General features: G+C 56.6%; 7 protein-coding genes. 1 reads left to right on the forward strand and 6 read right to left on the reverse strand.

Going from position 1 to position 12,688, the window contains the following annotated elements; translation table 11 throughout:
- Nucleotides 1–64: 64 nt before the first annotated feature.
- The 6 genes from MKX51_RS20640 to MKX51_RS20665 all read right to left on the reverse strand — a co-directional run bounded on the left by MKX51_RS20640 (nucleotide 65) and on the right by MKX51_RS20665 (nucleotide 11,140).
- A complete protein-coding gene (locus MKX51_RS20640) occupies nucleotides 65–1,588 on the reverse strand; it encodes an ABC transporter substrate-binding protein (RefSeq protein WP_340993650.1) in 1,524 nt (507 codons plus the stop codon).
- A gap of 384 nt (nucleotides 1,589–1,972) precedes the next feature.
- A complete protein-coding gene (locus tag MKX51_RS20645; protein ID WP_340993651.1) occupies nucleotides 1,973–5,158 on the reverse strand; it encodes an alpha-mannosidase in 3,186 nt (1,061 codons plus the stop codon).
- 48 nt (nucleotides 5,159–5,206) lie between these two features.
- Entirely contained in the window at nucleotides 5,207–8,455 is a 3,249-nt protein-coding gene (locus tag MKX51_RS20650) for an alpha-mannosidase (RefSeq protein WP_340993652.1), read from the reverse strand.
- Between the two features lie 310 nt (nucleotides 8,456–8,765).
- Entirely contained in the window at nucleotides 8,766–9,230 is a 465-nt protein-coding gene (locus tag MKX51_RS20655; protein WP_340993653.1) for a hypothetical protein, read from the reverse strand.
- 164 nt (nucleotides 9,231–9,394) lie between these two features.
- Complete coding sequence (locus tag MKX51_RS20660) at nucleotides 9,395–10,435, reverse strand: LacI family DNA-binding transcriptional regulator (RefSeq protein WP_340993654.1); 1,041 nt, start codon at nucleotides 10,433–10,435, stop codon at nucleotides 9,395–9,397.
- Nucleotides 10,436–10,624: 189 nt separating this feature from the next.
- On the reverse strand, nucleotides 10,625–11,140 hold the full coding sequence (locus MKX51_RS20665; RefSeq protein WP_340939356.1) for a hypothetical protein: 516 nt from the start codon (nucleotides 11,138–11,140) through the stop codon (nucleotides 10,625–10,627).
- A gap of 249 nt (nucleotides 11,141–11,389) precedes the next feature.
- On the opposite strand from MKX51_RS20665, the gene MKX51_RS20670 reads away from it, so the two are divergent.
- Nucleotides 11,390–12,397: an ABC transporter substrate-binding protein gene (locus MKX51_RS20670; RefSeq protein ID WP_340993655.1), complete on the forward strand. Its 1,008-nt coding sequence runs from the start codon at nucleotides 11,390–11,392 to the stop codon at nucleotides 12,395–12,397.
- Nucleotides 12,398–12,688 lie beyond the last annotated feature (291 nt).

Raw genomic sequence — 12,688 nt, forward strand, 5'->3', positions numbered from 1 at the left:
TCTGTTTCTGTATGGTTTCTGTATGTTTCCGGGGCCTGAGCCAGGCTCAACGCTTGTTCAGCGCTTATTCAATGATGTAGTTCTGCATCGGGTCCCAATCCGGGTATTTCAGGTCATCTCTGGTGAAGGTGATTCCGCCGTCATTGGCGATTTTGATCTGCTCATCAATCACCTTATTGGCCTTGGTATCGTATTCCTCTGCGAGCGGCACCGGGTCTTCATTGCTCATCACCGCCTTCAGGAAAACCTCCTGAATCTTCGGCTTCGGCATCGAGTCGCTGATGCTCTTCGAGAACTGGTCATAGTTCTGGTTGTTCGTATTCACCGCCGGAGCCATGCGGATCGTCTCGTCCATGACCTTCACAATCTGCTGCATATCCGCCGACATCTCAATGCCTTCCATCGCTGCCGGCATCAGCACCAGCTCTTTGGCATATTCATAATTCGCCCGCTCGAACGCTTCCGAGCCCAGGAAGTCCAGTACCTTCCATGCCGCATCCTTGACCTTCGACTGCGAGCTCATGGCATACCGCGGCTCGGCAATGGTCGGCGTGTCGCGGTAACCCTTGCGGCCTGCATCCGGCACCGGCGCTGCGGCAATGCCCATGTCCATTCCTTCGTTCAGCTTGCGGATCTCTTCCGCCTGCCAGGCTGCGCCGATGAACATGGCTACGCGTCCGGCGGCGAACTGCTGGTGCATCTGCGCGGTATCCCAGTTTTCCCAGCCCGGAGCCACAATCTTCTGCGCATTCAGCTGACGCAGAATCTCGACCACCGGCGTCGCCGACTTCGACGAGAATAGGCCGGTCTTCAGATTAATGATCGTATTTCCTTCATATCCGATTACACCGCCGTCAAGTCCCGAACCCAGGCCGGATACGCTCAGCCCGAACACCGCCGGAGCCTTGCCCATCATGGCAAAGCCGTAGACCTGACCCTTGCCCTCCTTCGTAATCTTCGTTGCAGCTTCGACGAATTCACTGTGTGTCTTCGGCGGCTCACTGTAGCCGTATTTCTCCAGAATGGCCTTGTTGTAATACAGCAGTCTTACCTTATCGAAGCGCGGGTCGCGGACCGGAACGCCGATGATCTCCCCGTTCACCCGGGTCTGGCTGGTGCGGCTGAAAGCGCCCTCCGGGAAGCGGGCCTGAAAGGCATCGTCCATGTAGCTGTCCAGCGGCTCCGCCCATTTGTTGTCGTAGACGGTGCGGGCCTGCGGCTGGCCACCTTCGATGAAGAAGAGGTCCGGGCCCTCATTGGCGGCAAAAGACAGCTGAAGCGCATTATTATACTGCTCTGTCGGATTGGCGATAACGGTGACTTTGACGTCCGGATTTGATTTCATGAAGATGTCCATTTGTTCCTTGTAAAAGGCTTCATCGCCGGGTCTGGCCGAGACGATGGAGAAATTCACCTTCTGGACCGCAGCGGCTGTAGCCGCAGGTGCTTCAGATGATCCAGCCGGAGCAGTTGTCCCGCTGCTTTCCCCCGTGTTATTGCCGCCGCAGCCGGCCAGCACCCCTGCCATCATGCCCGTCAGGGCAAATACCGTTGTCAGCGCTCTCATGAATGAACGTTTTTGGGTCAATTGCATACACTCCCCTTTAAGTAGGCTCGGTGATGATTGATATACCTCGTCTGTATCGTTACTTCTCCTTACAGCCTTATTGTAGCAAGTACCGCGAACCGCGCGTATCCCATGCATCTACGATCCGGGTGGAGATATCTATGCAATTAGTGGGGGACGGGGTGCACATGTACAGTCGTCGCGGGCAGCGTCCAGCGAAATCAGGAGCACTTATGCTCCTCATTCGCTCACCTAGCCGACTTTTGAGGAATTCAAGTGCACTTCTGCTCTTCATTGGCTCATTTGGCCAGATAGAAACTTGTATGCATTAGCCAGCAATCTGAGCGCCTGCTCTCCTCATCAAAAAAAGCAGTGCCGCCCATACAGGCGAACACTGCTCTTTCATTATGGTGCGGTCACTTTCAGCGTAACCACCTCGTACGGTGTCAGGACGCGGAAGACGGTCCCTCCGCTGGCCGCCAGCCTGGACTCCGTAACCGGCTTCTCCATCAGGTTAAGTTCCGTCAAGCCGGCTGGGTCCAGCGGCAGGTTAAGCTCCACCCGGTCCCGGCCGCCGCCGGATTCGTACAGGCGGAGTACAGCACCGCTGCCGTCCTCCGCGATCTTGACGGCATCCACGATCGTATGCCGGCTATGCACATCCAGCAGCGGGCCGGACGGCGGCAGGCTGCCCTCATGCTGAACGGCCGTACAGGCAAGCAGCGGCTGGTTCAGCTCGAACCCTTGCTGCACAACGTTCCCTGCTCTCCAGTCACCTTCGTGCGGATAGAGGGAATAGGTGAATTCGTGCACCCCGATATCGGCGGTATGGTCCGGCCAACGGGGCGAACGGAGCAGGGACAGGCGCATCGTATTTCCTTTGATATCGTAGCCGTACTTACAGTCGTTCAGCAGGCTGATCCCGTAGCCGCCCTCCGACAGATCCGCCCAGCGGTGCCCGCATACCTCGAACTGGGCTTGTTCCCAGCTGGTATTGTTATGGGTCGCCCGCTCAATGCTGCCGAAAGGAATCTCATACACTGCCTTCGCGGCCCGGATATCCACCGGAAAAGCAGCCTTCAGCAGCTTATGCTCCTCCCGCCAATCCACCCGGGTCTCGAAATCCACACGCCGGGAATGGCGGTGGAAGATGATATGCTGTTCCACCCGTGACTGGTTCAGCTCCCAGGTGAAACGGAGAATATCGCGGGTGTTCCCCTGCAGGACCGCTTCACTGGACAGCAGTCTGGCTTCCGCAGCGGGCTGCTCCGCAAAATGCGGGTCCATATCCCACGCATCCCAGACCGTCGGCCGGTCATGGAACAGCTGCAAGCCGTTGGCGGCGGCGCCTGGGGCGACAAGCTCCCGGCCGTTGCTTTTGTCCAGCCAGGAGCTGATCCGGCCCAACCTATCGAAGGTAATGTGAACATTCTCTGTCTCCCAGCGGTCAAGTAGGGCAGGTATCTCTGTTGATTCTCCGCCAAGACTTGCCGGGTCCGCAGCAGCTACTGCCACAGCCCCTCCTGCTCCTCCGGTCACCCTATGGCGCAGCCAGATTACCTTGTACCCCATCGCTGGAACTTCTCCCGGCGCAATGAACAGCTTCACCTTGCCGCCAGACTCCAGCACATCGCAGGGAAGGGCCTGACCCTCCGCATCATAAGGCCGCTGAGCGAGCAGCTCCGCACCGCCTTGAACCAGAACCGTATCCTTCCGCGCCCAGGACAGGCTGTTGAACACAATCAGCGGCGTGCCTTCTCCCCGCGTGTCTATAGCAGCTGCCAGTGTGCTGGTGGCTTGACTGCGGGCCTGTTCCCCATAGCCAAAAACATCCTCATAATGCGCCTCCGACTTCACATACACCTCCGGGATGGAGGTGCCGGGAATGATGTCGTGGAACTGGTTCAGCAGCAGCAGCTCCCAGCCTTGGCGCAACGGCCCCTGTTGCACCTCCACACAACGCTCAAGCGCTGCCGCGCCGGACAAATAGGACAGAGCATTCCAGATTTCCGCTTCGCGGTAGAGCGCCTCCGCCTTGCGGTTCCAGCGTTTATTTTTGGCGTGTGTGGTATAGGTTCCTCTGTGCAGCTCCAGATACATATCCCCGGACCAGACAGGCAGCTCAGGGGCAGCATCACGGATTCCGTCAAAAAACGCATGGGCCGTGCTGAACCGGCTCTCCGGCAGCCCCGGCAGGGAAGCGGAGCGTTCAATCACTTCCAGCATTTCGCGCGTGACCCCGCCGCCTCCATCCCCGTAGCCGTAGAGCAGCATTTGTTCGGGGTGTGCTTTTTGCTGGCGGAAGCTGTCCCAATGCTCCCCTACATCCGCCGGAAGTGTATTCTCATTCAGGCCGTGATTAAGGAAGGACAGAATCCGCGTGCCGTCGATGCCCTCCCACTGAAACAAATCATACGGAAAAGCATTCGTGTCATTCCAGTTCATCTTCGTAGTCATGAAGTAATCAACACCGGATTGCTTCAGCAGCTGGGGCAGGGAGGCACAATAGCCGAAGGTGTCCGGCAGCCATTCCACCCGCGGAACCTGGCCGAATTCCTGCTCATAGAAGGCACGCCCGTAGAGAAGCTGCCGGACCAATGACTCTCCGGAGGGGATATTCAGATCCGGCTCGACCCACATCCCGCCTACCAGCTCCCAGCGTCCCTCTGCGATACGCTGTTTGATGCGCTCATACAGGTCGGGATAGTGCTTTTTGGCGTATGCATATAGCTGCGGCTGGCTCTGGGAATACCGGTAATGCTCATAATGCTCCATCAGCGTGATGACTGTCGAGAAGGTCCGGCCGGTCTTGTGCACCGTCTCCTTCAGCGGCCATAGCCAGGCCAGATCGATATGGGACTGGCCGACCATGTGCATCGTACCGGCTACTCCCGGGTCCCGGCTTCCTCCGGCAGCTTTGAGTGCGCTTCTAAGCTTCGCCTCCGCTTGCCCCATCTGCTCTTCACTTAGCGCTGCCGGGTCCCCGGCTTCCTGAATCAGCGCTTCCAGTGCGCGTTCAAGATATAGCCGTTCTGCGGAATGTTCCGGCAGCCGCTGCAATGTCCCGTAACCTACGGTTACCGTAAAATATAAGCTCTCCGCCGCCGTATCCACGCTCACCAGTCTGGCCTCCTCGAACCTGACCGGCGGGGCATCATTGTCCTTCTGCCCGTTGAGCGGATCTGTGGGAATCGGCGGCACATGATACAGCTCGATCTCCAGCTTCAGCTTACCGCTTGCCGCCAGTTCAACGGAGAGCGGCACGAAGCTCCGGTTCTTGTCCAGGCCGTGATACGGTGTGCCGTTCACAGACAGCAACCCCTCGCCCCCGGCCTTGAACACAAGGCCGGTCGTTCCTGCCTGCCATGCAGCAGGCACCTGTGCGGTTGCCGTAAGGAACAGGGTCTCCCGCACCTTGCTCGCAAGACGCCCGGGGGAAGCCGTCTCCCCTTCCGGTCCGTAATAACGGTAATCCCCTTCGTCTACATACTCCGCTCTGCGCAGCGACCACTCTTCAATCTTCAGGCTGTCCCTATACCGGCGCAGCATCAGCTCACTCAGCAACCGTCCGGTCCGTCTTGTCAGCGGCATATCCCAGCCTCCTCTATTGAGTTAGATGCTCCTGTTTCAACCCTCGCGTCAGGCAAAAGTCAAATGAACTGTGTGGATCTCATAAGGCTTGAAATCAAGCCGGATCGCAGGTCCGTCCACCGTCTCAGTCTCCAGCGGCCGCTCCATCAGATCGCGCAGCTGCCAGGAGGAGACGGCATAATCGCTGCTGACATCCGCCGTGCAGCGTGTTCCGGTGAACTCATGCAGCCGGACGATACAGCCGCTGCCGTCTTCGGCCAGCTTCACGGCATCGATAGCAATGTTCGGGGCATCGCAGGTGATCAAGGATTTGCCGGCTCCTGCGGTGTAGGCTCCTTCGACGGCCAGCAGCGGCTGGTTCAGCGCCCATGCTTCCTGCACCGTACCCGCAGCCACCCAATCCCCTTCATGCGGAAGCAGCGAATACGTAAAGTTATGCTCTCCCTGATCCGCCAGCCGGTCTGGGCTGGTCGCCGATTTGATCAGCGACAGCCGCATCGTATGATCCTTAATGTCATAGCCGTATTTACAGTCATTCAGCAGGCTCACCCCGTAGCCCCGCTCCGACAGATCCGCCCACTGATGGCCCACGCTCTCAAACCGTGCATAATCCCAGCTTGTATTCCAGTGGGTCGGCCGCTTCACGTTACCGAACTGGATATCATAGGTCGCTTCTGTAGCCCGCACAGCCACAGGGAAAGCCGCCTTCAGTAGCTGGTGCTGCTCATGCCAGTCAACATAGGTCTCGAAATCAATCCGCGCGCTTCCGGCATAGACCTTGACCTTCTGGACAATGGTGGAATCCATATAACTCCAGGCGAATTCCAGCACCGCCTGAAGCGGGCCGCTTTCGGTCAGCTTGACGGAGCGCAGATCGCTGATGATCCGCATCTTCTCCTGATAGTACAGATCGATATCCCAGGCATCAAACATCTTCGGCTTATCCTCGAAGACCTGAAGCACATTGCCGCATTCGCCCGGTGCCAGCACCTCGCGTTCTGCGCTGCGGTCGAAGATCCGGCTAAGCTGTCCTTCCGCATTCCACTCCAGAATATAATAAGGAGTAGTCAGTATGGAATCCTGCCAGCGGAAGGGAACGGAGGGTTCTGGCTGAGCGGCTTCTGAACCGTCAAGCTGAGCGGCAACAATCACTGTACTGCCCATCGCCGGGACCGCCGCTGTCTGCACCAGCCACTGCCCGCCGGAGCGCTGTGCAGTCAGCAGTTTGCCCTCGGCATCCGTCCAGATGGCGTTTTCTGCATCGTGAGACACGGTTGCCAGCCGGGGCGCGGTGAAGAAGGCGCTGTTAAACAGTGTATATTCTGTGCGCAGCGGGACTTCCGCCGGAGAGAGCCCGGCTTGCGGCACAGGTGAACCCCCGGCAGACTCCGCAGGGAGACTGGCATGCGCTGCAGGCGAACCTTCGGCAGACGCAGACGCTGGACCGACAAGTCCTTCCACAGCTGCTGTCCGCGCGGCCAGGCCAAGCTGCTCCGCTTCGGCATATTCTACGCGGGAATCCTGGTACACCTCATGAATGGAGGAGCCGGGAATAATATCGTGGAACTGGTTGCGCAGAATAGTCTGCCAGCCTTCCAGAAGCGAGTCCGCAGGATACTGCTCGAATCCGCCGCTTTCCGCCGCCCAGAGCATCTGCAGCCATTCCGCTTCGCGGTAGAGCAGCTCCAGCTTGCGGTTCATTCTTTTATTATAGGCTTGGCTGGTATAAGTCCCCCGGTGGTACTCCAGGTATAGCTCCCCGTCCCAGGTATGCACATACTCCTCTGTAGCATCTATCGTCTCATGGAGACGCTCGAAGTACTCCGCTGCCCGGCCCGTCTTCACCTGCGGAAGGCCCGGCATACTATCCAGCCGCCGCCGCATCTCCAGCATCTCGCGGTTGACACCGCCGCCCCCGTCCCCGTATCCGTAGGATAGCAGCAGCTCACGGTTCAGGTTCTTGTCCCGGTACTGTTCCCAGATCCCCTGCACGGAGAACGGCTCGATCAGGCCGTTATAGGTGTAATACCAGGCACCCGATTCCGGGCCCTCCGGCGTCGTGATGAAGTGGGTCAGCACCTCGCTGCCGTCAATTCCTCTCCACTGGAACGTATCATGCGGCATCCGGTTGTACTGGCTCCAGCTGATCTTGGTCGTCATGAAGGTGTCAATGCCTGACTTACGCAGAATCTGCGGCAGCGCCCAGCTATACCCGAACACATCCGGCAGCCATAAATATTTGCAGTCCACGCCGAACTCCTCACGGAAAAACTTCGTCCCGTACAAAATCTGCCGCACCAGCGACTCGCCGCTTGTCAGATTACAGTCCGCTTCCAGCCACATCGCCCCTCCGGCTTCCCAGCGGCCCTCTTCCACCCGCTGCTTAATCTCCTGATAGATCTCAGGGTAATCCTGCTTGATGTATGCATAGAGCTGAGGCTGGGTCTGCAAAAAAATGTACTCCGGGAACTCCTTCATCAGCCGCAGTACAGTGGAGAAGGAGCGGGCGGCTTTCTCGCGGGTGTGGGTCAGCCGCCATAACCAGGCCACATCGATGTGGGTATGGCCGATGGCGGTTACCGTCACCGGATGCTCCTGCTCCAGCCGGGACAGGTCGGCGAGCAGGCTTGACTCGGCTTCCTGGACTGAAGCATAAAACGCCGCGCTTCCGGGTCTGGACCAGTCCAGCAGGTTGAAGGCCTTGTTCAAGTCAGCCAGCAGCTCATGCTTCTGAATCTGGCTGTCTGGAAGCTGCTTGATTGTCCCAAGCGCCGCCCGGCCGGTGTAATAGAGGTTGTCGGCGGACTCATCCAGATAGGCCAGCTCCGCCCGCTTGATCTTGTGCTCCTGCGGAATCAGCTGCCCATCGCCGTTCAGGCCCGACCATAAGCGGAAGGTGAAATCCAGCTCACGGCCAGCCGCGCCGTCTTCCAGAAATACCTCCTGGTGGTTGGAGTCCACCCCCTGATAAGGCTTCCCGTCCAGGTACAGCAGCGATTCGAACCCGCTGTTATTGCCCCCGCCGGTACGCCCGAAATCGAACAGCCCGACAACACGTTTACCCTGCCACTCGACTGGAACGGTTACCTTGCGGTGCAGCCACAGATAAGCATCATAGCCGGTCCAATACTCCCCGGTCCGCAGCTTCCTGTCACCATCAAGTACAGGCGGATAGGCACCATTAGCCCCCTCCTGATCCTCAGTAACCAGCCATTCCTCAAGTGTAATCCCCTCACGGTACCTGTAACTCTCCAGCTCTCTCAACCGCGCGCCAAGCTTCTCTTCTGTCCAGAACATATTCGTTCTCCTCCTTCGTTATAACACGTGTTATTAAGCAGGCAAAAGTGGTGGGCGGGCGGAGATCAGGAGCACTAGTGCTCCTAATTCCTGCGCCTAGCCAACTTTCGGTAAATTCAAGTGCACTTGTGCTCCTCATTCGCTCATCTAGCCAACTTTCTAGAAATTCAGGTGCACTAGTGCTCCTCATTCGCTCATCTAGCTCACCTCAAGCAGCACACCCAGCCCATTTCCAGCCAACTTAAAGGGATTTATCCCTCTCTTTCCAGCTTCCGGCCTACTTCCAGCCGAACCAGAAGGATTTATCCCTCTAAATTGCCGCACCCAGCCCACTTTCAGCCAACTCAAAGGGATTTATCCCTCTCATTCCAGCTTCCAGCCCATTTTCAGCCAACTTAAAGGCATTTATCCCTCTCATTCCAGCTTCCAGCCCATTTCCAGCCAACTCAAAGGGATTTATCCCTCTCATTCCAGCTTCCAGCCCACTTTCAGCCAACTTAAAGGGATTTATCCCTCTCTTTCCAGCTTCCAGCCCATTTCCAGCCAACTCAAAGGGATTTATCCCTCTCATTCCAGCTTCCAGCCCATTTCCAGCCAACTTAAAGGGATTTATCCCTCTCATTCCAGCTTCCAGCCCATTTTCAGCCAACTCAAAGGGATTTATCCCTCTCTTTCCAGCTTCCAGCCCATTTCCAGCCAACTCAAAGGGATTTATCCCTCTCATTCCAGCTCCCAGCTCACTTTCAGCCAACTCAAAGGGATTTATCCCTCTCATTTCAGCTTCCAGTCCATTTTCAGCCTTGCCAGAGGGATTTCCCTCTAAATTGCCTCATCCAGCACATCTAGCCCACCCGGTGCATTTCATTTTACAAACCGGACTATCTCCAAGTACCTCCAGCAGCTAAGCAGCTAACACTTTAGCTCCACTTCCACCAGCAGCTACGCGCTTTCCCCCGCCCTCAACACGGCCGGGAGCCAGATTTTCTCGGCCTGTCCTGCTGCACTCCCGCCGCTCATCTGTGCGAGCAGGCAGCGTACTGCCTCTTCCCCCATACTCACATAGGGGATTTCAACGCAGCTTAAGGATGGCAGGCTGAGCCGGTGGCCCTGGATGGTATTATCAGCTGCCATGATGCGCAGGTCTTCGCCGATCCGCAGGCCCAGCTTATGGGCCGTCCGGTACAGCTCCGGGATCTCGCTCGACCAATTGACCAGGAGCGGCGCATTCGGCTGGCCGGAATCTCCCGCCAGCCCCTGCAGGCATTCTGCCCAAGCGCCCCCATGCTCCTCCAGGCGAATAATTACCGGTTCCATCCCACGCGATGTACACCAGCTCGTGTAGGCTTCCCGGCGGTTTCGCTCCGCCCAGTTATCCGCGTCAAGCGCATGATACACCTCGGCGTAGACCGGCCCCGGGTGCTGTGCCGTGCCTTCCCGCATCAAGTAATCCAGTGCGGTCTTCACACTGCCTGAATAATCAGCCAGTACCGAGTATACTCCCAGCACTTCCGCATATCCTTCCACGGAGACGTAGGGGACTCCGGCAGCGCTGACGCGGGAGGCCCATTCTTCGTCCCGGTAGCTGGTGTGGTCCAGGGTGACAATGCCGTCGATCTTCCGCTGGTGATACAATTCCAGCAGCTCGGCCCTGCCGCCCGTATTCCCCTTGGGGCGCGGGGAACAGAGCAGGATGTGATACCCGCCCAGCTCACACTCCCGCTGCATCCCTTCCAGCAGCCGGATGAACAGCGGATGACGCGTATCCCCGTATGCGGCAAGCGTCATGCTTCTGCCTGTCTTCATGCTGCGCGCGCCCGCGTCCACATGATAATTCAGCTCACGGATCGCTTCCAGCACAGCCTCACGTGTATCTGCCCCAACCCCTATGCCTGGCGTATCGTTCAGCACCGCAGAGACGACACTGCGCGACACGCCCGCCCGTTTGGCTACATCGAAGCTGGTGACTCTTTTTTTGCTCATACTTTTCAGCACCTCAAGGGAAGTATAACACGTGTTATGAAACAAAGTATAGCGCTATCTTATGGCGATGGAAAGGCAAGCTAAAACCGGGAAGTCCCCCCTCTCAACAAGTCACAATCCGCATACCCATCCGCACAAAAAAGCCCCGCAGCCCATAATCAACGTCATTCATGGCACGGGGCATTTTATTTATTTCTGCAGCTCCTGGTCCTTTTGCTTCAGCAGGTCTGCATATTCTTCCTTGTACTGCTCCAGCTTCTGCTTGAGCTCGGCATTGCCGGGACTCGTCTTCAGCAGGCTGCTGGTCGTCAGGATGTTAGTGACCACACTATCAATCTTCTCGTCAATAATATCAATTTTACTCTTGGCCGCAGTCAAAGCAGGATCTGGCGTAGTCACCGGCACTGGACCAACCAGCGAGCTTCTCTCGTCGGACAACGGAGGCGCCGGTTGCCCCTTATCCTCCAGACTAATCGTTTTGCCCTTCACCGTCACTTTGAACCCGGCCAATTCGCCAATCGCCCGTACGGGCGCGTAGCTCTTGCCATCAATGACAATGGCCGGATCTGCCAGCTTTTTTCCATACACATTTACCGTATACTCCGCCTGAATGGCCTTTCCTACCAGTGTTGCAGAAGCACCAAGCGCCTGCGCACCCACCATCAGTATCGCTCCGGCAATGACGCCGGCAGCAATCTTTTTCATAAGAAATTCACTCCCTGTATAAGACTATGACTATTATTCTATCATTTTATAGCGGCGGGTGCTTCTCTTCGGCTGTAAATTGGCTTACAGTTATTTTTTTCCAATGAAAAAAGAGTTCTGATTGTCCCCTAATTACCTCGGATCAGACCAACTTAGAGATTGACAACACGGCTATTCCTCTCTATCATAGTTAAATGATAATGATTATCATCTTCATTCAACTACATACCTTCTAAAGGAGCATAGCACATGCCAAGCCTCAAAAAATTAGTACTCCCGTTAACCCTGCTTCTCTTCACCTTGATTCTGGCCTCCTGCGGCAAGTCGGACAATACGGCTGCGTCCACTCCCACAACAACCGCCGCCACAAGTCAACCAACCCTAGCTCCTGAAGCCAGCCCGGCGGCTGTCACGGAAGCTGCTGCAACACGGAAGTATACGGATTACAAGAAACGGGAGGTTGAAATCCCCGCGGATCCTCAGAAAATTGTGTATGTTGGCAGTAATCCGGGTGACCTGCTGGCGCTCGGGATTAAGCCTGCGGGAGCTTCGCTAAGCGTCATCGGCACTCAGGTGGCTTACCCCGATCTGCTCGAAGGGATTGAGGACATCGGGTATCCGTTCTCTGCTGAGAAGATTCTGGCCTTATCCCCAGACCTGATTATCTTCGACGATTGGGACGAGACCGGGATTGAAGCATTAAGTAAAATCGCGCCGACCGTGGTGGTGGGACTGGACGGCACCTTCCCGACGGAGGAGCGTGTCCGGCAACTCGCTGACTTGTTCGGCCGCACGGAAGCTGCGGACCGCTGGTTCAATGATTATAAGACGAAGGTTGCGTCCGTGAAGAAGCAGCTCAACCTAACTGAAGGCGATACAGCTACCTCCCTGCTGGTGCTCGGCTCCGAGCTGTACATTATGGGCGGCAAAGGTCTGAACGAAACGCTGTACGGACAGCTTGGCTTCAAACCGGCAGAAGGCGTACAGAAGCTGGTCGATGCCGGCGAACGGTTCGTAACCATCTCTGACGAGGTGCTGCCACAGTATATTGGAAAGCATATGTTCCTCCTTACCGACAGCAGCAGCAAGACGGCTGCAAGACAGAGCGCGCTGATGAACAGCGGCTTATGGAAAGCGATCCCTGCCGTCAAAGAAGGCCGCGTATATACCTTCGACAGCAAGTATAACTTCGATGACCCGATTACGCTGGACAGGCTGCTGGATGAGATCGCGGGCATTTTCAAAGGTAAACAGTAATTAGAAAAATCGCGTTGACCGCATGTAATCGGTTTTTCGATTACATGCGGCTCACCTGTCTCGCGACATGGCGCATTGTAATCGGTTTTCCGATTACATTTAGTCCATGCGCCTCGCGACAGTGCATTGTAATCGGTTTTCCGATTACATTCGGTCCATGTGCCTCGCGACAGCGCATTGTAATCGGTTTTCCGATTACATTTAGTCCATGCGCCTCGCGACAATGCATTGTAATCGGTTTTTCGATTACATTTAGTCCATGCGCCCACACAACGTGCATTGTAATCGGTT

This window comes from Paenibacillus sp. FSL M7-0420 (assembly GCF_038002345.1).
Lineage (GTDB): Bacteria > Bacillota > Bacilli > Paenibacillales > Paenibacillaceae > Paenibacillus_AQ.

What these genes read in the sequence shown, in the direction of transcription:
- MKX51_RS20655 (WP_340993653.1), bottom strand. Translation starts at nt 9,230, where the DNA reads ATGAGAGGGATAAATCCCTTTGAGTTGGCTGAAAGTGAGCTGGGAGCT.
- MKX51_RS20670 (WP_340993655.1), top strand. Translation starts at nt 11,390, where the DNA reads ATGCCAAGCCTCAAAAAATTAGTACTCCCGTTAACCCTGCTTCTCTTC.
- MKX51_RS20650 (WP_340993652.1), bottom strand. Translation starts at nt 8,455, where the DNA reads ATGTTCTGGACAGAAGAGAAGCTTGGCGCGCGGTTGAGAGAGCTGGAG.
- MKX51_RS20645 (WP_340993651.1), bottom strand. Translation starts at nt 5,158, where the DNA reads ATGCCGCTGACAAGACGGACCGGACGGTTGCTGAGTGAGCTGATGCTG.
- MKX51_RS20665 (WP_340939356.1), bottom strand. Translation starts at nt 11,140, where the DNA reads ATGAAAAAGATTGCTGCCGGCGTCATTGCCGGAGCGATACTGATGGTG.
- MKX51_RS20660 (WP_340993654.1), bottom strand. Translation starts at nt 10,435, where the DNA reads ATGAGCAAAAAAAGAGTCACCAGCTTCGATGTAGCCAAACGGGCGGGC.